This is a genomic window from Trichocoleus desertorum ATA4-8-CV12 (assembly GCA_019358975.1).
GTDB classification, from domain to species: domain Bacteria; phylum Cyanobacteriota; class Cyanobacteriia; order FACHB-46; family FACHB-46; genus Trichocoleus; species Trichocoleus desertorum_A.
Map to the genome: position 1 here is coordinate 1 of JAHHIL010000004.1, position 24,512 is coordinate 24,512.

A 24,512-nucleotide genomic window follows, 5' to 3' on the forward strand; every position below is an offset into this window, starting at 1 on the left:
GTTGCTTTAATCGTGTCATTGAACATCGTTGGAGGGTTTCCTTCACTAGCAAGCTTGAGCAAGGGAGGGAACTCCCGGCTCCATTCTTGCTAGAGTGACTGGTATCTTATTTATTTGCAAGCCCCCAGGAGCAGCAAAGTTGGAGTTGGAATGGGGTTAGCTTGACCTGAAGCAATCTCAAAACAAAGCATAATAATGACTTTTTGTTGAAGTTGAAAGTGTTGTTTGATACTTTCAACTTCTTTTTTTAGCCATTGAATTGAGTTGAAAGTTTCTTATTAGATATTGTTAACAAGATGCTGTTATTCCTTGAGAGATCGGATATGATCTCTACCGAAGCTAGATTCAATAATGAAACTGTAGAGTAGTTTTTAACTATTACTCTCGTTTAGTCAGAGCTAGCTGGATATTGATTTCGCTCGGTTTGGAGATAATTGTGACTATTTACGTTGGCAACCTGTCTTTTCAGGCTACTGAAGAAGATTTAAAAGAGATCTTTGCTGAGTACGGTAAAGTAAACCGAGTCAGCCTCCCCACAGACCGTGAGACAGGAAGAAAACGGGGGTTTGCGTTCGTCGAGATGGAGGATGACGCGAAGGAGGACGCGGCGATCGCGGCCCTAGATGGAGCTGAGTGGCTGGGTCGAGAACTCAAAGTCAACAAAGCAAAACCACGCGAAAGCAGTGGCGCTTCCTCTAGAGATCGCTACTAAGCTGCTGAAATTTACAGATCCCAGCGATCGCCGAATTTCTAGATTGGCTTAATTTCTCCAGGTTGCCAACAGCCTGTAAGTCTTTATTGATGATTTTTCTATATGCCCTAGAGGTTTAGTTACCAGAGTTTTAGGACATAATCTTTGGGGTATGAAAATTTAGGTTTAGGTAGTTTTAGGGTAAGACAATTTTAGATCTCGAAATTTGGATCTCAAAACTCTTACCCCAATTTTTATTGGCTGCTTAATCCAAGTTAGCGGCGGTTCCCCAGGAACTGACTAGCAATGTTGACGACATCTCCTACATCAACACTCCCATTGCGATCGCTATCCAAAAAAGAACTTAGCACCGGATTCGAATTCTGAGGGCTCTGAGTGTTGGTGCCACTACTCAAAAGATTCAAGATCACAGGGACTAAAATGGGCAACATCGCTTGAATCGTCTGTGCATTCAATCCAGTTTGTTGCGCTGCGTCTTGAGTCACTTGCTGTTGCTGCCCCAGACTAAATAGGCTCTGCACCGCTTGGGGATTGGGGTTTGTGCCACTAAACTGATTGACAATCGATTGAGCTTGCTCTGAACCTGCAACGGCTTGTTTCTCTTGCAATGCCGACCGGACGTGGTTGCCGACAATCGATAGCACTGATTGCATAACTGCTGGGTTAGATCCAGAACTCTGGCTCAGCTGCTGAACCACATTAACAACGCTATTGAGTTGACCAGAGCTTGCTTGCTGATTGGGGTTGTCAATCGCACTGATAATTTGATCAAAAAGTCCCATAGTTTTTCCTTTTCTAGTGACTACATTCGGCGTCTGAACCAGCTTGAGCTTGGCAGTCTGTGGCTATGAGCCTGATCAAGAAGCCATTCACTCATTCGTCTAAAATTTTGCCTAGTCCGGACTCGCGGCGCGTCTAGCTAGCAGTAGAGGTTGTCAATTTTACAACCAGAAGATAACTAGAATGAAAAGCATCGGCTTGTCAGTTGTGTCGCTGCCTGAGTCGTGTTTTTGTCATACAGCAAAGTTAGGCTGAGTTCATGCCTTCATCGCGCCTCATCATACTGATTGTCGGCCTCACCTTATTGTTGGGTTTGATGTTGTGGCTAATTGATTCGCTCTCTCGGCTCTACTACACGATCGCCTTTACCGCCCCTCTCCTTGCCAATCTCTTGCTCCTACTGTTGATTGTGCTGTTGGGAGTGCTGGTCGCGGCTTTTGTGTATTACTTGTTAGTTCTGCCCCAACTCCAGAAGCGTCAAACCCGCCGACCCCAACCTAAACTGCCCACCGCCAAAGCAGATGTGGCCGAGAAAAACTTACGAGCAGTGCGCCAACAGGTAGCTCAAATCCAAGATGAGGTAGCGCGTCAAGCCCTGATCAACCGTTCTCGTACGATTGAGCAAAACCTTTCCCGGCGAGAGGTGCGAGTGGTGGTATTTGGAACAGGGTCAGCAGGCAAAACTTCGATCGTCAATGCGTTGATTGGTCGAGTTGTGGGGCAAGTTGGAGCCCCGATGGGCACAACCGAAGTGGGAGCCACCTACCACCTCAAGCTCAAAAAATTAAACCGAGAAATCTGGGTGACTGATACTCCTGGCATTCTAGAAGCGGGAGTAGCCGGGACTGAGCGTGAGCAAAGAGCCCGCCAATTAGCGACTGAAGCCGATTTATTACTCTTTGTTTTAGATAATGATTTGAGACAGTCTGAATACGAACCATTGCGACGACTTGCAGCCATTGGTAAGCGATCGCTGGTTGTGCTCAACAAGACTGATTTGTACCCTGAGCTAGACCGAGAGACCATCTTGGCTCGTCTGCGCGATCGCCTACAAGACTTGGTAGCCGCAGCAGATATTGTGGCAGTATCAGCCCAACCCCAGACGGTGCGGCTCGAAAGTGGTGACTGGTTGCAACCAGAGCCAGAAATTATGCCGTTGCTGAAGCGGATGGCGGCAGTACTACGGGCTGAAGGTGAAGATTTAGTAGCTGACAACATTCTGTTGCAATCTCAGCGTTTAGGAGACGAAGCTCGCTCACTGATTGACACCGAACGCCGTCGCGAAGCAGATAAGATTGTGGAGCGATTTCAATGGATTGGCGCTGGGGTGATTGCTGTGACACCTCTACCCGTAGTAGATCTGCTTGCGACGGCGGCAGTCAATGCCCAAATGGTAGTGGAAATTGGTCGAGTCTACGGCTGCGATATTAATTCCGAACGGGGTCGCGAACTAGCCCTTTCTCTCGCCAAAACCCTAGCCAGTTTAGGCATTGTCAAAGGTGCGATCGAGCTAGTTTCTACCGCTTTACGCCTGAATGTTGCCACTTTTTTGGTCGGCAAAGCCATTCAGGGCGTAAGTGCTGCTTACCTGACGCGAATTGCAGGCAAAAGTTTTATTGAATACTTCCGTCACGACCAAGATTGGGGCGATGGTGGCATGACGGAAGTGGTGCAACGGCAGTTTCAGCTCAATCGGCGGGACGAATTTGTTAAAGCCTTTATTCAAGAGGCGATCGCTCGTGTGGTTAGGCCCCTGACAGAAAATGCCACAGCATCGGAGCCGCCAGAGGCAAAACCGAAAGATCGTCAATAGGCGCTGGAATCATCTCTCCCCTAAAGTCTAGAAACTGCACTACCAGCAGATAGGCAATGCTCAGGACTACTGCAATTACTCCCGTTGTAATTGCCACAATTTTTGAGCGATCCATCGGTCTTTCCTGTGATTGAAACGTTATTTAGCTACCTTCTTCCACTCTGCCACAAGCAGCGCCTGACTGAGTAGGAAAAGGGAAACCCTCGTTTCGGCCCTAAATTTCTAAGTATAAATAATTGCAATTAGTCTGAATTTCTACGTGTTTTTGGCATTTTTGAAGATGAATGAACGAAGTTCACTATTCTTTCATCGTCTCTTTACGATTAATTCTTAGCTAAAGCTGCGATTTCTACTGAGAATTTAAGAAGAGGGGTGTCTTTGCCATCCGAGTCAGGTCTTAAGTAACAATGAATACCAACAGAGCCTACCAGCAAATTATTGAAGAGATTGATCAAATTAAACCTAGTATTCAGTTGAAGCTTCCTGCAAATCCCCAATCTGTCAAGCGACAAATTGAAAAAATTACCCTAGCTCAGAAAAGACTTCTAGAAATTGAGGAAAGAGTCTATTTATTTGGCAACCGAGGTGGCAATGGTTCGGCCTATCGTACGTACCTCGGCTTGAAGGCTTTAATTCACGGCATGATTCATGACGGCCATCATTTTAGACTTCTGGCTGAAGAATATTTTTTGGACCCAGAGGGCACAGTGACTTTGCTGCATGATGCTTGCCAAAGAAATTTGGAGCTACGACATCGTGCCCGCCACCTCAAAGCAGCAGGGCTGAATCAAAGTCAGATTATTTTTGCCATCTGGCGAGTCAAAGCCGAGAATAGCCATGCCTATCAACAGGCTGTAGCAGAATATAAGCGATTAGTTGAGAGTCGGTAAACGTAAGAGACGAGCTTTAAAGCCAGCTCCGTTTTAGTCTGTATGTAGATGGTCCTGAAATGCAGACTCATGACAGCTAGCGTCTTAAAGCGGAATAATGTTAATCAGGCGGGAGATGGGAAGCAAACCATTATCTTTGCGCATGGGTTCGGCTCTGACCAAACTGCTTGGCGACACCAAGTAGCGGCTTTTGCCTCTGATTTTCGGATTGTTTTGTTTGACCACGTTGGGGCGGGCAAGTCAGATTTCTCGGCTTACAGTCCTCGCCGCTATAGCAGCGTCTACAGCTACGCGGAGGATTTATTAGACTTATGTGCTGAGCTGAAGTTGCAACAGGTAACCCTGGTGACTCATTCTGTGAGTGGCATGGTGGGTTTGTTGGCAGCTTTAGTGGAGCCAGAGCGCTTCCAGCAATTAATTTGTATTAGCGCTTCGCCTCGCTATCTGAACGATGAGAATTACGTTGGCGGGTTTGAGCAAGCTGACTTAGATGCGCTGTATGCGGCGATGGCCTCTAACTACTATGCTTGGGCGAGTGGTTTTGCTCCTATTGTTATGGGTAATCCTGATAAACCGGAGCTATCTCTGGAATTTGCTAAAACTTTGGCGCAGATTCGTCCTGATATTGCCCAAGCTGTGGCTCGCGTTATCTTTCAGTCGGACTACCGAGCTGAGTTAGGGCGGCTCAACATCCCGGCTGTGATTTTACAATCAAATAATGATATTGCCGTGCCACCTGAGGTGGGGCAGTATTTGGCAGATCATATTCCTCAGGGGCGGCTCATCTCTATTGCTGCTGAGGGACACTTGCCTCATCTGAGTGCTCCAGAGACGGTTACCCAAGCGATCGCTTCATGTTTGGCCTTTTGAAATCATGGTTGCAGTTATCCTTTCGTCATCCTGACTGGTTGCCCACTTTTAGACCTGTCTTACTAACGCTGGTGTTGGGAGGATTGGGGATATTGCTGGCTTCTGGGGATAAACTCAATTTTTGGCCCAATCTTTGGGCAGGACTCGCTTTAGGGTTGAGCTTTATCTTACCGTTGCCGCCGCTACCGCTGATTTCACTATTAGGCGCAGGGATAGGGCTGGCGATGCTGCAAGCAGCTCAGGGACTGGCTATTGTGTCGTTGATGGAGTGGGCGATCGCTTGGATTGGGGCTGCGCTCCTAGGTATGGGGCTACGGCAATTTCTTCAAAAAATAGAGTGGCGGTTGGCTTCACAGGCGGTATTGGCAAAGCTAACCGAAATGGAAAACTTGGCGGTACCCGATGCTTTATTAGAGCAGACTTTAGTTGCATTACAGGAGGTGACAGTTGCAGATGCAGCGATCGCTTTACGTCAGTTGGATGACGTGACCGCAGAAGCATTAGTCTGCCTACCTAAGACAGCTCTACCCAATCCTCTCACTACACCTAGTTTGTTTGCAACGGCGATCGCTCAAAACCGCTGCCTTTACTACACCAACTACGCTGCTGCTCCGGGAGCCTCCCATATTTTGTTAGCTCAAGGGGTAAAGTCCATAGCCATTTTACCGTTGCGGTGTTCTAGCGGGTTTCAGGGAGCGATTTTGCTGATTTGGTATCGCCGTGTGGCTATGTCTAACCATATGCGGCAGTTGCTGAAATCTGTGGTCGGAGAGTTACGGACACTCTTGCAGTTCAGTGACATCACCTTAAATCTCGATAAACTGCAAGCTCGCTTTGGAGCCATCCTCGAAACCATCCATCAAGGTGTGGTGTTTGTCGATGAAAGCGGTGAGCAGGGTTGGCTGAACCAAGCGGCTGGAACTCGACTCGGCATCACTCCTGGCGCGATCGATCCCCCGTTGCTGTCAGCAGCCATGAGCCAATTGCGATCTAGCGCTGATAACCAAGCAGAAATTGCTGCTCAAGCGTCGCAGTTCTTTGCCCAACCCCAGCCAGAAATTCGCAACTGGAACTGGATTTACAGTCAGCCTCACCCTAAAGTCTTGAGTTTTTCGAGCACTGTTACACGGGTGCGAAATGTGCCTGGGCGGCTCTGGGTGATTGATGACATTACAGAGCGCTACTTGGCTCAGCAAAAACTGTTGGAGCAGACGGCAGAACTCTCACAGGCCAATCAATCTCTAGCTCAAGCTAAGGTGATAGCAGAAGCAGCAACCCAAGCAAAAAGTGAATTTTTGGCCAACATGAGCCATGAAATTCGCACCCCGATGAATGCGGTGATTGGCTTGACAGAACTCCTGTTAGATACAGAGTTGACACCCTACCAGCGTGATCTGGCAGAAACGATTCAGAGTGGTGGCGACAATCTGCTGACCATTATTAATGACATTCTGGACTTTTCTAAAATTGAATCTGGCAAGCTAGAACTAGAGTTAGCTTCATTTAATCTGCGTCATGTTGTAGAGTCAGCCCTCGACCTACTCGCTCCTAAAGCTGCTGAAAAAGCGATCGAGCTGGTCTATGAAATGGAAACGACGACGCCAGAGTGCATTCTGGGAGATGCCACTCGATTACGCCAAATTTTGGTGAATCTGCTCAGTAATGCCGTCAAGTTCACTGCGATTGGAGAAGTTGTGGTGACTGTGACAGCTCACCCTGCAAACGAGCAGCCTGCAAACGAGCACCCTAACGCTACAAAGCCAACTGCGATCGCTGAATTGTCGGGTCAATCTGCTGACGCAACAGAGGGGCAAACCTACGAAATTCAATTTGCCGCCAAGGATACAGGGATTGGTATTCCAGCCGAACGTCGCGATCGCTTATTTAAGTCGTTTAGCCAAGTAGATTCTTCTACCACGCGGCAATATGGCGGCACCGGACTAGGGCTGGCGATCGGCAAGCAACTCAGCGAAATGATGGGGGGACGCATGTGGGTCGAGAGCCAAGTTGATCAAGGCTCCACCTTCTATTTCACTCTGCTAGCAGTGCCAGATTTAACCAGTTGCGAATCTGTGACACCTGCGACATTACTCCCCCAATTATCTGGGAAGCAGCTGCTAATCGTAGATGACAATGCTGCCAGTCGCCAAGCTTTAGCGGCACAGATGCAACGTTGGGGCATGAAAAGTCACACTGCGGCCTCAGGTGCTGAAGCGTTAGCATGGCTGCATCAAGGAGAACAGTTTGATCTAGCAGTCATAGACAGGCAAATGCCCGAAATGGATGGTCTAATGGTCGCGCAAAAACTGCGTCAGCTCCTCAAGCATCAAACCTTACCCGTAGTGATGTTAACCACCATCGGTGACCCAGACCCCGGTAGAGCCGCGTTTATCGTAGATAGGGTGGCCTTTATCAATAAACCTGTGAAGCAGACTCAGCTCTATCAAGCTTTGTTACAGGTATTGCATGAGAGTTCAGTGGTAATTAGCAGCCCCCCCTCTGTCTCTCCTCCAGTCTCTATAGCAGCGAATTCTGCTCTACGGATTCTGGTAGCCGAAGACAATGGTGTGAACCAGAAAGTGATTCTCAGCAGCCTCAAGCGTTTGGGATACCAAGCTGAGGTCGTCAGTAATGGCCGAGAAGTGATCCAAGCACTGCAACAACGTCGTTATGACGTGATCTTGATGGATGTGCAGATGCCAGAAATGGACGGCTTAAGTGCCACTCGCTACATCTGCCAAAATTGGTCGCCTGCCACCCGCCCCCGGATTATCGCTATGACTGCCAATGCCATGCAGGGCGATCGCGAAACCTGCTTAGCTGCGGGGATGAACGACTACATGATTAAACCCATTCGACTAGCAACGCTGGCTCAACTACTCAGTCAGGACTGCCAGCCTTCAGTACCCCAGCCAGAAACGATTAGTCCAGAGCAGGCCACGCCAGATCGGCACGTGCAGAATCAAGCTTTACCAAATCAGGGTGCGACGAATCCAGCCTTTAGTACAGCTACAACCGAGCTGCGGTCAACTCCAACCACGATGGCTCCTACTGTGTTGGCTCAACAGGTAGTATTGGATGCCCAGGCGATCGCGTCTCTGCAAGAAATGTTAGGTGAAAATGCGGCTGAAATGCTAGCTGTGGTGATTCATAACTATCTGGAAGATGCCCCCAAACTGATTGCCCAAATCCAGGCGGCTGTACAGCAACAAGATGCAACAGCTCTGCGATATGCGGCCCATAGCCTCAAGGGCAGCAGCGCCACTCTCGGAGCGATGACTCTCGCCCAGTGGTGTCAAGAATTAGAAGCGATCGGGCGCACAGGTATGATGTCAACAGGTTGGCAAGTCAGCAGCTTGCCTCAACTGCGGCATCTAGAGGCTGAATTCGAACGAGTTAAAGCGACTTTGAACCAAGAACTGCGAAGCTGTGAGCGATGAGCACTGTGTTCCCCTTCTCTGATTCCCCCCTCGTCTTACTGATTGACGATGACCGCTCAATGCGCTTTCTATTGGCTCAAGCAATTAAGCAAGAAGGCTACCAAGTCGTTGAAGCGAAGGATGGAGAAGAAGGGCTGGCGCTTTATCAACAGGTGCATCCAGACATTATTCTCATGGATGCGTTGATGCCAATCATGGATGGCTTTACTTGCTGTACCCAACTACGCACCTTGCCAGGAGGCGATCGCGTTCCAGTTTTGATGATCACATGCTTGGATGACCCTGCTTCTGTGGATCAAGCATTTGTGGCTGGAGCGACAGACTATGTCACCAAGCCGATCCATTGGGCAGTCCTGCGGCAACGGGTGCGAAGATTGCTAGAAACGAGTCGCACCACCGCAGAGTTACAACAGCAGACAGAGCGGGCCCGGTTTAGCGAAGAGCAGTTGAGACTGGCACTAGAAGCAGCTCATATGGGCACTTGGAATTGGGACATCAGCAGTGGGCAAGTAACGATGTCGCCCAAAACAGCCCACAATCTAGGGATGGACCCCACCGTCCTAACTCGCAGCTCAGCAGATTTATTAGCAACTGTGCATCCAGAGGATTCTGTGGCAGTGGCTCAAGCCAGCGAGCAGGCGATCGCAACTGGGACTAGCTTGGACATTGAGCTGCGAGTGCAATGGCCCGATGAGACCGTTCATTGGGTTGCGGCTAAAGGCCAAGGGGATTACGACGCCAACGGCCAGATTATCCGGATGCTAGGCATCAGTATGGATATCACCGAAGCGAAGCGCGACGAAGTCGTTCGCAAACAAGCAGAACAGAAAATTCGGGAGCAAGCGGCGCTGTTGAATGTCACTACCGATGCGATCGTGGTGCAAGATCTCGATAGCCGAGTTGTGTTTTGGAATCAAGGAGCAGAGAGAATTTACGGGTGGCTGGCTAGTGAAGTCATCGGTGAAAATGTAAATCAGTTTTTGCCTCAAGATGCCCTACCAAAATTTCTCAGAGATCTGACCTGGTTAAAAGAGCATTGCGAGTGGCAAGGAGAATTGAATTACCTGACTAAAACGGGCCGATCGATGGTCGTAGCTAGTCGCTGGACCTTGGTACAGGATGACAGCGGTCAGCCAAAAGCAATCTTAATGGTGAATACCGATATTACAGAGCAGAAAAAACTGGAAGCTCAATTTCTCCGCTCTCAGAGATTGGAAAGTGTTGGCACTTTAGCGAGCGGCATTGCCCATGATTTGAATAACTCTCTAGCACCGATCTTAATGTCGGTGCAGTTGCTGGAGAAAAAAAACCAAGATCCTCAGAGCCGCCATCTCCTGGAAATTTTGGAGGCCAATACCAGACGAAGTGCAGACTTGGTGAAGCAAGTGCTCTCCTTTGCCAGAGGCTTGGAAGGGGAACATGTCTTGCTGCAAATCAAGCATTTGCTGGCTGAAATTGAGCAGATTGCCAAACAAACCTTTCCGCGCTCCATTAGCATTACTACAGAACTACCGACACCCGATGTTTGGCCTATCTTGGGCGATGCCACCCAACTCCACCAGGTATTGATGAATCTGTGTGTGAATGCTCGTGATGCGATGCCTGAAGGTGGCACTTTGAGCTTGTCTGCCGAGAACTTATGGATCGACGAACACTATGCTCGTATGTATATAGAGGCTAAGGTTGGCCCCTATGTCGTGCTGACGGTGACTGATACCGGGATGGGAATTGCGCCGAGCAACTTAGATAAAATCTTTGAGCCCTTCTTCACGACGAAAGAAATTGGTAAAGGGACTGGGCTAGGGTTGTCTACGGTGATCGGCATTGCCAAGGGTCATGGTGGCTTCGTTACCGTTTACAGCCAATTGGATAAAGGGACAAACTTTAAGGTGTATCTCCCCGCCAAGGAAACTACTTTAGTGGGGCAGGCTGAAGTTCAGCACCACCTACCAAAAGGACATGGCGAATTAATCTTAGTGGTCGATGACGAAGAACCCATTCGAGAGACGACCCGAATTTCTTTGGAGGCTTACGGTTACAGTGTATTGACCGCTAATGATGGAATTGAGGCGATCGCCGTCTACGCTCAGCACCAAGAAGAAGTCAGTGCCGTGTTGATTGACATGATGATGCCATCAATGGATGGGCCGATGACGATTCGGATGCTGCAAAAACTCGACCCAGAAGTCAAAATTATTGCTGTGAGCGGTTTGGTTTCTAGCTACGAACCAGCCGAAAAGAACAGTATCGGCATTCAAACCTTTTTACCGAAACCTTACACAGCCGAAGAGTTATTGAAAAACTTGCAGACTATACTGAAGGGCAATACTTAAGTTGCGATCGCAACGCTACCAAGACTTTCAGTTGCGATCGCAACGCTACATAGGGGTTTCTGGCGTCGTATGAGTTTGCTGGCTGGACAAATCCTGGGCGGACATTACCAAATCATCAACGCCCTCAGTCAGGGAGGATTTGGAGCCACCTTCCTAGCAGAAGACCAGTATTTGCCCAACAAACCTCGCTGTGTGGTGAAGCAACTCAAGCCACAGGCAGCTGACCCCTTAACCCTAGAAATCGCCAGACGCTTATTTGATACCGAAGCCCAAGTGCTGCACCAACTGGGCAACCATGACCAAATCCCTAGATTGCTAGCCTACTTTGAGGAAAATCAAGAATTCTATTTAGTCCAAGAGCTGATCGAAGGGCATGACCTGAGCCAAGAACTGCAACCGGGCATGCAATGGTCCGAGGCTCAGGCGATCGCTCTACTGCAAGATGTGCTGAAGACTCTGGAGTTTGTGCATCAGCAACAGGTGATTCACCGGGATGTAAATCCGTGCAATCTGATTCGGCGGCAACAAGATCAAAAACTAGTTTTGATCGATTTCGGGGCCGTGAAGCAAATCAGCACTACGCTTTTGCAAGGCAGACAAAACCCTCGGACTGTCGCGATCGGCACTCCCGGATACTTACCGATTGAGCAAGCCACGGGCAACCCACAACCAACGAGTGACCTGTACGCTCTAGGAATGGTGGCAATTCAAGCCCTAACAGGTCTATCGCCTCAGGATTTGCCCAAAGACCCCAATACGGGAGAGTTGCTATGGCACTCGTCCGCCACGGTCAGTCCTGAGCTAGCAAGCATTCTGGACAAAATGGTGCGCTATGACTGCCGCGATCGCTACCAATCTGCCGCTCAAGTTTTAGCTGCTCTCAAGGATCTGAAAACGGCTCCAGCGGCTACGGTGGCGATCGCCCCAAAGCATCGCTCTGTCCTACGTACCCATCTCCCTAAACTGGCTGCTTGGCGAAAAAGTGCTTTGATTGGGGGAATTGTGGTCATGATGGGAGCGATCGCGGCAGTCTTCGGCGTGCGGTATTTCAACTTTTCCAGCGCCACAGAACTGTATCGCAAGGGCGAAACCCTAGCCGCGCTGCAACGTTATCCAGAAGCTTTAGCTGCCTACGACAAAGCCATCCAAATTCGCCAGGATTACCCAGAAGCCTGGAACGGTCGGGGTGAAGTGCTGACTCAGCTTAAGCAATACCCCAAAGCGCTAGATGCTTACGATCGCGCCATCCAGATTGATCCGCAATCTTGGTCAAGCTGGAGCGATCGCGGCCTGTTGTTGAACACCTGGCAACGACATGACGAGGCAGTGCAGTCTTTTAATCAAGCGATCGCCCTCAACCCCAATACCCTAGATGCTTGGAACGGTAAGGGTCAAGCTTTGATTGGAGCCAAACGCTATGAAGAAGCGATCGCGGCCTTTAAGCAAGCGGTGACGTTGCAACCAGATTCAGCTGCTGCTTGGTATGGGCAAGGATGGGCGCTGCACAATCTGCAAAAGTACGATGAGGCTGTGAAAGCCTATGACAAAGCGCTGGAGATTAAGTCGGATTATCACCAAGCTTGGTACAACCAGGGCAATTCGCTGAGCAGTTTGCAAAAGTACCAAGAGGCGATCGCCTCCTACGACAAAGCGGTGCAGTTTCAGCCGCGTTTCTATCAAGCTTGGTACAGTCGGGGCAATATGCAGAGCAACCTCCAGCAATACGAGGCAGCACTGGAATCCTATGAGCAGGTGACGAAGCTACAGCCTAGCCACTATCCTGCGGTTTACAGTCGGGCTTGGACGCTGCATCGCTTGCAACGCTACGAGGAGGCGATCGCGTCTTACGACAAAGCTTTAGACCTCAACCCCAACGATTACTTGGCTTGGTACAACCGAGGCAATGCCCTCTACAACCTCAAGCGCTACGACAAGGCGATCGCGGCTTACGACCAAGCCCTGCAAATCAAACCTGACCACTCCGAAAGTTGGTACAGCTTCGGCAATGCTCTGACCAATGTGAAACGCTATCCCGATGCTTTAGCGGCTTATGACAAAGCGTTGCAATATAAATCGGATTACCGAGAAGCCAGTGAAGCCCGCAAACAACTCAAACGGCAACTAGAAACTCAAGAGCGGGAGCAAAAACCGGAGAAGCCAAAAGTAGAAAGCGATCGGACTTCAGAGGAGCAAGGGGCACCACAGGATCAGCAAAATCTTAATGGTGCCGAAGAACAAAATTCGCTGAACTGAGAACTTGTTATTCGTGTCAATTCAATTTGTAATCTTTAAAGATGTATCTCAACACCGTTTTAATTACAAAAGACGGAGTATATTTGCAACAAGTGATAGGGTCTAGAGGAACATGCGAAAAATTGTTGTTATCTCTGCTTTGATAGGTAGCTTTGTAACTTTAATACAGAATAGTGATGCAACAGAAAAAATAACTGCCCAAAGAATAGATTGTAATAAGGCAACGACAACTGTAGAACTTAAATACTGCTCCCAATTGTCTTATCAACAAGCAGACAAAGCCTTGAATCAGGTATACAGAAAAGTAATTTCTGGCATAAGTGGTGAGCAAAAAAGTCTGCTAATTTCTGGAGAGCAAGCATGGATTAAGTTTCGTGATGACAATTGTAGTTTTGAAACTTATGGTTCCCGAGATGGAACAGGCTATACCATCTTCTATAACGGATGCCTAGAAAGATTGACTAAGCAGCGCACAAAAGATTTGCAAAACTATTTGTCGCGGTGATTTAGCTACACTCTATGAATCTATGAAGCTACATCAATAGCAAATTACTGCACCAGTTTCTCCTGATTCAACTCATCAAATAATTAGCACATGAGTGACCCATCTAACTATGAGAGTTGATCCTTGTAATATCAAAGTAAAAGAAACAGGACTTTAAGAATTTCGAAAAAAGTGGAACTAAGAGTCCAAACGAGCTATGAGTACTGAAATTACAATTACTTTGCCAGATGAGATTTATCAACGAGCAGAGCGTTTTGCCCGTTTAGCAAACCGTGATGTTGCAAGTGTTTTAGCAGATACGATTCAACTTTCCATCCCGTCTGTTAGGGCAGATATTGTTGATCTTGAGCCTATTTCTGCTCTATCTAATGAACAAGTGTTGTTGTTGACTGAGTTGCAAATGAAATCAGCCCAGGATGCTCGGTTGAGTGAATTACTCGATCGCCAACAGGCAGGTTTTCTGGCTGAAGATGAGCGTTCAGAGTTGAAAACGCTCATGCAGATTTATCAAGAAGGACTACTACGAAAAGCAACGGCCCTCAGTGAAGCTGTCAAGCGTGAGTTAATTGAACTCTTTTAGCTACATTTTTAGCTGTCTGATTGTGGAGCAATCCTTGCCATTTAGTTTTCTATAACCCTATTTTGTGCGCTTCTAGTCGTAACTTTTAGAAAGAGAAGAAATGTTCGGAGTAATTAATTCTGAAAACTCAAATGAACCTATTCTTACAGTGCATGGAAAGCCAGTAGATAAAAAACTTGGCTCCATACTAGGTCATGCAGATAACCCAAAAAAACTGTCTGTCAGCATAGAAAACCTTGATCTATTTAGGCAAATCATTAAACATACAGCTAGCGAAGTAACGAAAAATTCTTCGGTTGTATGCTTCTCAACTTCTATATATCCTTCTGAGAGGTTTGAGTATTTTTCTATACAGAGAATATGGTTGATTAGTGATAATGAGTTATTTGAATTGAATTTTGAATTTATGATTGATGTTGAAAACTGGAATAATCCATGGTCTGTTTTACAACATCTCAATGAGTTCTCCTCTTGTGTAAAGAAGAAAAGTAAGGATTTACTACCATTAAGAAATAAAAATGATGACGATTTTTCCTGGTTGGAATTTGAAATTTATACAGAGTTTTCTGAGGATAGCCTTCCATTAGAATATCGTATAACAGAGATTGTCAATAGCTTTTGCGCGGCACATGATGAAGCTTTAATCAACCTCTCTGAAAAAACAGTTTCCGAAGTTTTAATACAGAAATTCAAATTTCCATTAGAAGTAAAAATTGCTTGTGAACAATATCTTTTGTATTTCACCGAATTTCTTCGCGATGTAGGGATAGAAGCTAATGCTAGCCTTAGAGAAGAATCAGGTAATGTTTTGTTTTCAGTAAGGCCCAATAACAAAGACGAAGCCTTAGGGAATATTAAGATTGCTTTGGAAATATATTTAAATCTTCCTAATAGTGTTGTTCTTAATACATCTCAATCTTTGGAGATTAGCCTTCCAGTACAGAGATTAAGTTCTCAGATTCAATTTCTGCAAAGCCAATTAACTCTGGCTAACGCAACGATACAGCAACAAAACTTCTTGATTGCACAACAGAATCAGTTCATTCAAAGTCAACAGTTTTCTTCGCAGGTTCTAATTGATTCGCTTAAAGCAGAAGACGAGGCGGATGAGGAACCACTAGTAGGAAAAATCATTTCAATCAAGGAGTTTGAATGGGGACCGTTGAATCTTGGGTTGCCCGAACTGCTTAGAAAAATGAAAGAACATTTTAAGAAACCTTAGTTAGTTATGTATAGGGACAGCTTGATAACTGCGTTAACCTTCCAAGATTCGATCGCCTTCTCAGATAACTCTAGTAAAAATGAACCAACAAGTACGGGATGCCGTTCGCAGTTGAGGGATTAGCAGCGATAGAATCATTAAGGACTGTTTAGCGCTGCCCTTCATGTCTCAACGCTCCCGTTCTGCCAACCGCAAACTCACCGAGCCTACCAATGGACACCACCCATCCGAGGCGAAGTCAGTGGACCAAAACACCATTCGGATTCGGGGAGCCCGCCAGCACAACCTTAAGAACATCGACCTAGAACTGCCCCGCGATCGCCTCATTGTTTTTACTGGGGTGTCTGGGTCTGGCAAATCTTCTCTAGCGTTTGACACCATTTTTGCCGAAGGGCAGCGGCGCTACGTCGAGTCCCTCAGTGCTTACGCGCGGCAATTTTTGGGCCAAGTCGATAAACCCGATGTAGACGCGATCGAAGGACTCAGCCCCGCCATTTCCATCGACCAAAAATCCACCTCCCACAACCCCCGCTCCACCGTCGGCACCGTCACCGAAATTTACGACTACCTGAGACTCTTGTTCGGGCGGGCAGGCGAACCCCACTGTCCCCACTGCGATCGCTCCATTGCGCCTCAAACGGTTGACCAGATGTGCGATCGCATTATGGAGTTGCCCGATCGCACCCGCTTCCAGATTTTGGCTCCCGTCGTCCGGGGTAAGAAAGGCACCCATAAAAAATTGCTCTCTAGCCTCACCTCCGAGGGCTTTGCCCGGGTGCGAGTGAATGGCGAAGTACGCGACCTCAGCGACTCGATCGAGCTAGAGAAAAACCAAGCCCACCACATCGAAATTGTGGTCGATCGCTTGGTGAAGAAACCTGACCTAGAAGAACGTTTGGTCGATTCTTTAACCACCTGTTTGCGCCACTCAGAAGGGATCGCGATCGTCGATATTCTGCCCTCCTCGGATGCTGATAATGCAACCTCCAACGTGGTTGCCCTCCCCACAGGTAAAAATGCAGTGCCAGCCGCCGCAGAATCCGGTGGGCAGTACGGGCTACCACGAGAACTAGTATTTTCCGAAAACTTCGCTTGCCCAGAACATGGCGCAGTGATGGAAGAACTTTCTCCCCGTTTGTTCTCCTTCAACTCTCCCTATGGTGCTTGCCCCAACTGTCATGGCTTGGGCAGTCATCGTACCTTCTCAGCAGACTTGGTGGTGCCGAATCCCGCTCTACCTGTCTATGCCGCGATCGCCCCTTGGTCAGACAAAGACAACACCTACTATCTCTCCCTGCTCTACAGCGTTGGGGAAGCCTTTAGTTTTGACATCCAAACCCCCTGGAACAATCTCACCCGCGAACAACAGCAGATCATTCTCAATGGCTCCAAAGACGCGATCAAAATCGAAGTTGATTCGCGCTACCGCGACCAGAAAAGCTATGTGCGGCGCTACGAAGGGGCACTCAACATTCTCCAACGCCAGTACGAGGAAGCCAGTTCTGACCTGTACAAGCAAAAGCTAGAGCAATATCTGGTCGATCAACCTTGCGATGTTTGCCAGGGGCGACGGTTGAAGCCAGAATCGCTAAGCGTGCGGCTGGGCCAATACCGGATTAATGAGCTGACTGGCGTTTCGATTCAAGAATGCTTGAGCCGAGTAGAAGGTTTGAAGCTGAGCGATCGCCAAGCCACAATCGGGGATTTGGTGCTGCGCGAAATCAAAGCCCGCTTGCAATTTCTGCTGGATGTGGGTCTAGATTACCTGACGCTCGATCGCACCGCCATGACCCTCTCTGGAGGCGAGGCACAACGGATTCGGCTGGCGACTCAAATTGGTTCTGGTCTCACAGGCGTACTCTATGTCTTGGATGAACCCAGCATTGGCTTACACCAGCGGGATAATGGCCGCTTGCTCCGCACCCTCAACAAGCTCCGCACCCTCGGCAATACGCTAATCGTAGTCGAGCACGACGAAGAAACCATTCGCGCTGCCGATCACCTCGTAGATATTGGGCCTGGCGCAGGGATTCACGGTGGTAACATTGTTGCTCAGGGTAGTTTCGAGGACATTTTAGCGGCTCCCGATTCTTTGACAGGGGCTTACTTGTCAGGTCGGCAGGTGATTCATACCCCAACCGAACGGCGAGACGGCAATGGTCGAGCCTTGAAGATCAAAAAGGCTTCTCGCAACAACCTCAAACAAGTCAGTGTCGAGATTCCGCTGGGCAAATTGGTCTGTGTTACGGGTGTTTCCGGGTCAGGTAAATCCACCTTAATCAATGAACTGCTCTATCCCGCCCTACAACACCATTTCGGCCATAAGATTCCTTTCCCGAAGGAGATGGAAGCGTTAGATGGCCTGAATGCGCTGGACAAAGTGATTGTGATTGACCAGTCGCCCATTGGCCGCACTCCCCGCTCTAACCCTGCCACTTACACAGGCGCGTTTGATGTGATTCGGGATGTGTTTGCCGAAACGATCGAAGCCAAAGCTAGAGGCTACAAACCAGGACAGTTCTCCTTTAACGTCAAAGGTGGGCGCTGTGAAGCTTGTAGCGGGCAGGGTGTGAACGTGATCGAGATGAACTTCCTGCCTGATGTGTATGTGCAGTGCGATGTCTGCAAGGGAGCCCGCTATAACCGCGAAACCCTCCAGGTGAAGTACAAAAACAAATCGATCGCGGATGTCCTCAACATGACGGTGGAGGAAGCCTACGAGTTTTTCAAAAACATTCCCCAAGCTTCTAATCGCTTGCAAACTCTAGTCGATGTGGGTCTGGGCTATATCCGTCTCGGTCAAACTGCCCCCACGCTCTCCGGTGGTGAAGCTCAACGAGTGAAACTAGCCACCGAACTGTCTCGCCGCGCCACAGGCAAAACCCTGTATCTAATTGATGAACCCACCACGGGCCTCTCGTTCTACGATGTCCACAAATTGCTGGATGTGGTGCAGCGCTTGGTAGATAAGGGCAACTCAGTCTTAGTCATCGAACATAACCTGGATGTAGTTCGTTGCTCCGACTGGGTAATCGACCTCGGCCCGGAAGGTGGTGACAAAGGTGGCGAAATTATTGCCGTTGGTACTCCAGAGGACGTTGCGAAGAGTGAGCGATCGCACACCGGGCACTACCTCAAGCAGGTCTTAGAGCAATATCGCTCTCTTGTCCCTACAGAATAATTTTCTGCTCACTCATGTTTGGAAAGCTTCACCTTTCTGGCCGTAAGTAGCATCGGGTCGCACAATTAAGTGTTGGTAGATTCCGACGAAACCGCAATCTTGCTACTGTAACTCCATCGCTCTAATTGCCTGCAATCATTATTTTTAGCTGTTTTCTATGCTCTGATAGCTCTTAAAAAGTATTGCTCAGCTTTACATTTACCCCACAAATTTTGTTACTACTCTTACGGTGGGGAGTGTTCGGCCTCTAGATGGGTTCTTTTCTCCAATTGCGTCCACATTTCACCTGTCTCAGGATCAACCTCTGTACGAATTACTTCATAGCGAATTGTTCGTCCCGCCTCGTATTCCTTCAATATAAATGCTGCTGCTTCTCTCTCAAACTCTGAAACTTTGGTGTAGGGGGCTTGATAACGCTGGATTTTGCGACAAGTTTCTAGAGTCCAATCAGGTTGTTTCTGACCATCATTCTCTTTAGAGTTTTGTCCCTTAAACTCAGTGACAACTAAGGAATCACTTTGAGTATCAAAATATATGCCATCTGGTCCCTGCCTTATGGATTTATTATCTCCATGAAATACCTCTTCATACTCTAAAACGTCAGTAACATAAAAGTGTCCCCATGACTCTCCCTGAACCTGAGAAATAAATTTTTTTTCATTTGTTGTTAGAGTTTCTCGATATCGCTGCATTATTTTTCCATCTTCGATAGCCCAATAGTGACGTTCCAGATAATCCTTGCGGGTACCTTTAGTAGCGTGAATTGCAGGTGAAATAATCGGATTAATTGTTGATCTAGAAGAGCTCGATGCAAGGCTTGAGGTGCCCTTAGATGAGGTAAGAGTAGTAAATGAGCTAAACCCCCATTGTTCACTACTCTTAAAAATTTCCACAGATGCTCTTCTAACTATTTGCTTAGCGTCTTCAAGTAGATGACTGAGCCTAGAGAATTCCCGGTCTAATTGCTCAACCGGATATTCTGCCAGTTTTTTTGATAAACCGTTAGCTTGATTTAGAGTCTCAACAGCACTACTGATCTCATACCGAAATGAATTAATCAGATTTTTAAGTGGTATATCTTCACTCATCTCCTTTACCCTCTACCCCATTTATCATGAATTTCTTTTAATTTGGCATTAGTTTTATTGAGTTGTTGGTCTGCTGATTGAATCTTTTCCGCTAGCCCAGAAAACTTCCGGCTAAGTTGTTCGGCTGGAGTGCCAGGAATTGTTTTAGAAGAACCGCTAATCTCGTTGAGTTGTTCTACCAATCGAGCAATCATTCTGCGAAACGCTTCAATTTCTGATGAAAGACCTGAGCCTGAAGTCATATTGATTCTCCTAATATAAAGTGAGTGCAATTTCAATTAAAGCCTGCCCCAAACTGTAGTGGCAAGAGGCCGCTTAGATAAATTTGGCATTTCTGGAGTATTTACATAGATCCAGTTGCCAATACCTCGATGTAAAATCGCTCGACCTTTTCTGTCGATATGCTCAGCAGTATCTATTTCTAAAACATTCATGCTGGCATCGGCAGTTACTTTAAAGACGGCTTTTTCTCCCAACTCACGAGTGACTTGTTTTGAAATTACTGAACTATCAGGGCATTGGGCGGCATAAATAACGTGAATTCCAAAACTGCGCCCTTTCCTTGCATATGCTTTCAGACGCTTTTCAACTTCTTCTGCAAGACTATAGGGCGCATCCGCTATATCTGCTGCTTCGTCAATCACCCAGAGGGTTCGGCTGATAGTAACACCTTGATCCTGAAGGTCAGATAATTTACCTGCTCCAGGGTAACTTCTGATTAGGTTTGCCCTAAAATCTGCTTCTTGGTCGATTTTCTCAATTAAACCTAGTGCCTCTTCAACCTCTGTAACCACCTCTATGTTGAGATTCGGAAGTAAAGTTTTTAGTGCTGGAAAGTCGATCCCTTTGAAATCCATCGCATAGACTTTGGCAGACGGGTTTGCATAGAAGAATTGAAAAAGCAGCCACTTTAAAAAGTTAGTTTTGCCAAAGCCTGTTTGCCCAGCGACAAGACGATGAGGAATTTCATCCCAACTGGAAGTAATGATATTGCTGTTGTCATCTAACCCGACGATGTAAGTGTCAGGTGTAATAAGCTGACGATGTTCATTGAACATTTGCTCAGCGGTCATATTAGGATAACTTGGTTTTCCAAGTGGCATACCAGGGATGGGGCGATCGCCGGGGATAACAACTCTGAGAAAACTGCTGATTTCGTCTAAGGTGGTCAGGTATCGCAGGGGCAAGAGATCTCGCATTTTGGCTGGCTCACGTTGCTGGTGTTGCGAACCTTGCCATGGAGTAATTGCATGACTTCCCGTGGTGACTAAGCTGCTTGATGAGGGTGTAGGCGAGGAGTGACTGGATAAGTTGGGTTGGCTGGGTGCAGGCGGTTGAGGAGGTGGTGTGTAATGAGGAGGGCGCTTGGTTGAGCCATCACCCCAGTACATTGATGGGCTACCGAATATTTCCCGAATCGGGCGATCGCCAAATTGGGGTTCCCAAGTTTGTAGGTTAGGTGGAATGCAAGAAGTTTGAGAGGGAACTCGAACTTCACGAGTGGCCTGTAAGCTTTCTTGAAAGCCTGGTTCACCCCGTTTAATGATGGGTAAATGGCGGTGAAGATTGGCGTATTCAGTACTGGTTGCATTCTGTAACCAACTAAATGCGAGTGAGGAAAGGTGGAGGTCGGATTCTGCTAAGAGCTTGATGCTGTAGTTAAAGAGGGGAGCATGACTATAGCGGGTTTGATAGTCGCGAATCCCCTTAACGATGGTTTCTAAAACGCCATCTTGTGACGCATTTGTGGCTTTAGTATGGGCATCTAATAAGGTATCTAAGGCATTTTGCCACTGGGCTGTTTCGATTTGGTTACTATAAGGTTGAAGTGTAATCTCTAATAAGATTTTTTCTGGCGAAGAATTGCGGTGAATTTGAGCCAACTGCTCACAAACCTTCACCAGATCGTGTTCGTCGTTAGTAGGGAATAAATGAGGTAAATAGTAACCTTTATCACTAATGGTTTCTGCTTTATGAATTTCAACGAGAGCATTTACCCAATCTAGATTGGTGATGTTGTCAAATTGACTGTCACTTAAATCAATAGGCTGAAATGGATAGATCTGATAAAATTCACTAGTTTGTAATATTGAATTGGTCTTTTGCTTTGAGAGATCTTGTATCTCCGTGCCAAACATTAAGAAAATCCGAAGACTTTGCTTTGAATCATGTTTGGGATCATAGAAGTGACATAAAGAAAGTTTAATAGGCTCCCGTAATAATAGCTGAAAGAAAGAGTATTGGATATTAGCAAGTTTTTGAATTGGCATTCTATCCAAATAGGACTTAGCAGAGGATGACTTAAAATTAGGTTGTTGAAATAGACAAAAAGCTGTTAAAGAAAGCATCTTTATATATATCCAGAGATGACTCCAATCTTTCTTGATCTTGGCTGTGTTAATTTATTTTATCTGACGCTCAATGGCAGACAGTTCTTGCTGTATCCTATATTTCCTTTCATTCAATGAATTTACCTGAATATTTAAGTTTGCTGTCTGTGCTTTAAGTTGTGTTCTTTTTTCTTGTGATGACTCCTTGGCGCTCCAATCAAGTATTGCCCACACAAGTATTGCGATCCAAATAAGACTGAAGACTCCGCTTTGCATAATTAAGATTATTGGGATGCCAAAAAGTAAAAATGCAAATCGAAGTTGTTGACATAATTCTCCTTCGGATGAGCTAGATAAAAGAAATTTATCTTCGTCTAGATTCTGGTTAATTTTTTGCTGAAAGCGATGAATTGTTTCTTCCATCTCCTGAATTTCTCGCTTTTTCTTCTGTAATTCAGCCTCCAACTTTCTGTTGTGTTCTTGTAATTTCAGGTTGTCGTTATAATCCTCCTGTTGTCTATTTAGTAAAGACAAATATCTTGAGATCTCCTCAAGAAACATTTCTTGCTGTTTAATCAAAAAATCTTTGAGATTTGTCTGATTGTCACAAGCAGAAAGGGCTTTATCAAATGTTTGGTGAAGAGCCTTCTTTTGCTTTTCCGCCTCTAATAAAAATGCTTCCATTTTCAATTTACTTAGTGGCAATCCAAATGAGAGGTCTTGTTGAAAAGCTGACAAAATACTTAGTTTATCCGATAAGCTCAATTGAAAATTCAAGGCAACAATAATTTGAGAATATTCGGAATTTAAGTGGCTTTTAAGAGGGTGTAAGAAATTAAAAGCCTCCAATCTTATCCTGTCGGAATCATGATTTAAGTAGGATATTAGCGTTTTAACTTTTAACGGAGCATCTTTTATGATTCTATCTATCGCTTTAAGAGCTTCAATCTGAAAGCCAATATTTTGAGCTTCGTCCTCAATAAATTTCAATCTACCTTCTACTGCATCACGTAGGACTGGGATTGTAATCTCACCTAGTGATACAACATGATCCCATCTAGAGCTACTTGTTGTGTCAATAACTGCAACCTTTGCACGATCATCAGGATTAAGAAGCTGATTGCTAACAGCGTAATTATTGTCCGCATCATTAAGCTTCTCAGCAACTAAATTCCTTAGCTGAATATTATCTGTGTTGAGTAAAGGCAGTAAACGATTTGCTAAGTTTTGGCGCGTTGCCCGATCTTGATAGCGAGCATCATGGCTACTAGGTGAGGTCTGATTGAAGATTTTTCGTGCTAACTTAATTACTTCTATTACAGTTGTGCTATTTCCATACTGAAGTGCTAAGCGAATTCCTCGCATTCCTAGCTTGCTTAATACTTCATGTACTACCTCTTGGTGATACATGCCATGATACTCACTAAAAAGCTTCTCTGTTGGGCCATATACCCAAAATTTGATACAATCCCGCTTTTCAGAAGGATTACTTGATTCTGATAGGCGTGAGATCTGATCCTTCTGAGCATGTAAAATCTCTGCTTCAATTTCTGCGGGTGGTTTATGTAGCAACCACTTTCGCAAACTAGCCGGATAATCTAATGCTTGGAGTGCATACGCCGCTGCCCAGCGTGTGAGATCAGACGAGCCAGATTCCGCCTCCTGGCAAAGACGCTTAAACAACTGCACACTCGGATTTGCATCATCCGTTAAATCTAGGTTTTGAGTTAACAGCCAACGCAGATGCTCTAAATGATGGCGATAGTTAGGGTCAAGATTGAGGCTAGGCTCTCTCAAAATTTCTCCAATACTGCCGAACCCTCGCAAAGTCGCTGCAAGAATGGTTAAATCCTTACTCTGGATGAACTCTCCTAACCCTGGCAGTGAAGGCGCATGAGGATTTAAAGCAGTAATCAGCAGAAGGTCAAGCTTTTCACCCTCATCACGAGCCTGATCTAAGTTGGCATCAATGTCATGTGGCGAGTTGATCGGTACAAAGTGAGAGAGTTCGGGTAACCATTGCCCACTTTGGATAATGGAGAGATCGCTAGCGGAAAATCCGAAGATTGAGGATGACTGCCAACTGAATGGTTGATTGTAGGGTTGGAGGGAAGACATCACCACATCTCCTAAATTATCGCTAGATCAAAGGTTGAGAGCAGACAACCAACAGCAATGAGTAAAGCTCTGCCCAAGGCTTAATTTATTATTCTCCAGAGTTCCCATATGTCTGGGAGATTAACAGCAAAAATGATAGAAATAGCCTGCTAAGTACCCCTAGCACGACAAGCTTGCACAAATTGGGTAGGAATTTCAGGTCGATCGCCTCAGTATAAATGCAAACAGGGAGCGCGAGCTGAGGCGATCGCAGAAAACTTGATAAAGCAGCTTCAGAAGTGGAAGGTTTTGTAACGCTTATAGCCAGACTCAACTAGACGAATTACTACTTCAGAGGGGATTTAAGACGGCTAGTTTTTGATTAGAAGGGGGTGGTAAGTTTACTTTCGTGATTCAC

Annotated in this window: 16 protein-coding genes; 11 read left to right on the forward strand and 5 right to left on the reverse strand. The window is 46.6% G+C overall.

All coding sequences use genetic code 11. The annotated features are described in order from the left end of the window. The first annotated feature begins 436 nt into the window (after positions 1–436). Positions 437–712, forward strand: coding sequence for an RNA-binding protein (locus KME12_05710; protein ID MBW4487268.1), 276 nt, complete (start codon positions 437–439; stop codon positions 710–712). A gap of 254 nt (positions 713–966) precedes the next feature. Here KME12_05710 and KME12_05715 read toward each other — a convergent pair whose 3' ends face one another. After that, positions 967–1,494 carry a DUF937 domain-containing protein gene (locus tag KME12_05715; GenBank protein ID MBW4487269.1) on the reverse strand — a complete coding sequence of 176 codons (528 nt, stop codon included), beginning with the start codon at positions 1,492–1,494 and terminating at the stop codon, positions 967–969. Positions 1,495–1,751: 257 nt separating this feature from the next. Between KME12_05715 and KME12_05720 the strand changes: the two genes are divergently transcribed. The 10 genes from KME12_05720 to uvrA all read left to right on the forward strand — a co-directional run bounded on the left by KME12_05720 (position 1,752) and on the right by uvrA (position 18,579). Beyond that, on the forward strand, positions 1,752–3,305 hold the full coding sequence (locus tag KME12_05720) for a GTP-binding protein (protein ID MBW4487270.1): 1,554 nt from the start codon (positions 1,752–1,754) through the stop codon (positions 3,303–3,305). A gap of 407 nt (positions 3,306–3,712) precedes the next feature. After that, positions 3,713–4,195, forward strand: coding sequence for a hypothetical protein (locus KME12_05725; protein MBW4487271.1), 483 nt, complete (start codon positions 3,713–3,715; stop codon positions 4,193–4,195). 69 nt (positions 4,196–4,264) lie between these two features. Further along, positions 4,265–5,065 carry an alpha/beta hydrolase gene (locus KME12_05730; GenBank protein ID MBW4487272.1) on the forward strand — a complete coding sequence of 267 codons (801 nt, stop codon included), beginning with the start codon at positions 4,265–4,267 and terminating at the stop codon, positions 5,063–5,065. An 8-nt stretch (positions 5,066–5,073) separates the two neighbouring features. After that, positions 5,074–8,505 carry a response regulator gene (locus tag KME12_05735; protein MBW4487273.1) on the forward strand — a complete coding sequence of 1,144 codons (3,432 nt, stop codon included), beginning with the start codon at positions 5,074–5,076 and terminating at the stop codon, positions 8,503–8,505. Then, positions 8,502–10,838 (forward strand): response regulator, encoded by a 2,337-nt coding sequence (locus tag KME12_05740; protein MBW4487274.1) that lies wholly within the window; start codon positions 8,502–8,504, stop codon positions 10,836–10,838. The genes KME12_05735 and KME12_05740 overlap by 4 nt, the downstream gene beginning before the upstream one ends. A gap of 69 nt (positions 10,839–10,907) precedes the next feature. Beyond that, positions 10,908–13,091 carry a tetratricopeptide repeat protein gene (locus KME12_05745; GenBank protein MBW4487275.1) on the forward strand — a complete coding sequence of 728 codons (2,184 nt, stop codon included), beginning with the start codon at positions 10,908–10,910 and terminating at the stop codon, positions 13,089–13,091. Between the two features lie 112 nt (positions 13,092–13,203). Beyond that, on the forward strand, positions 13,204–13,596 hold the full coding sequence (locus tag KME12_05750; protein MBW4487276.1) for a DUF1311 domain-containing protein: 393 nt from the start codon (positions 13,204–13,206) through the stop codon (positions 13,594–13,596). Between the two features lie 196 nt (positions 13,597–13,792). Further along, positions 13,793–14,176 carry a hypothetical protein gene (locus tag KME12_05755; protein MBW4487277.1) on the forward strand — a complete coding sequence of 128 codons (384 nt, stop codon included), beginning with the start codon at positions 13,793–13,795 and terminating at the stop codon, positions 14,174–14,176. A gap of 100 nt (positions 14,177–14,276) precedes the next feature. Beyond that, positions 14,277–15,398 (forward strand): hypothetical protein, encoded by a 1,122-nt coding sequence (locus KME12_05760; protein ID MBW4487278.1) that lies wholly within the window; start codon positions 14,277–14,279, stop codon positions 15,396–15,398. A gap of 163 nt (positions 15,399–15,561) precedes the next feature. After that, positions 15,562–18,579 carry an excinuclease ABC subunit UvrA gene (uvrA, locus tag KME12_05765; GenBank protein ID MBW4487279.1) on the forward strand — a complete coding sequence of 1,006 codons (3,018 nt, stop codon included), beginning with the start codon at positions 15,562–15,564 and terminating at the stop codon, positions 18,577–18,579. A 224-nt stretch (positions 18,580–18,803) separates the two neighbouring features. Here uvrA and KME12_05770 read toward each other — a convergent pair whose 3' ends face one another. The 4 genes from KME12_05770 to KME12_05785 form a co-directional block, all read right to left on the reverse strand. Beyond that, on the reverse strand, positions 18,804–19,667 hold the full coding sequence (locus tag KME12_05770) for a hypothetical protein (GenBank protein MBW4487280.1): 864 nt from the start codon (positions 19,665–19,667) through the stop codon (positions 18,804–18,806). A gap of 5 nt (positions 19,668–19,672) precedes the next feature. After that, positions 19,673–19,909 (reverse strand): hypothetical protein, encoded by a 237-nt coding sequence (locus KME12_05775; protein ID MBW4487281.1) that lies wholly within the window; start codon positions 19,907–19,909, stop codon positions 19,673–19,675. A gap of 36 nt (positions 19,910–19,945) precedes the next feature. Then, positions 19,946–21,937, reverse strand: coding sequence for a hypothetical protein (locus tag KME12_05780; protein ID MBW4487282.1), 1,992 nt, complete (start codon positions 21,935–21,937; stop codon positions 19,946–19,948). Positions 21,938–22,069: 132 nt separating this feature from the next. Next, complete coding sequence (locus tag KME12_05785) at positions 22,070–24,115, reverse strand: hypothetical protein (protein ID MBW4487283.1); 2,046 nt, start codon at positions 24,113–24,115, stop codon at positions 22,070–22,072. Positions 24,116–24,512: the final 397 nt, after the last annotated feature.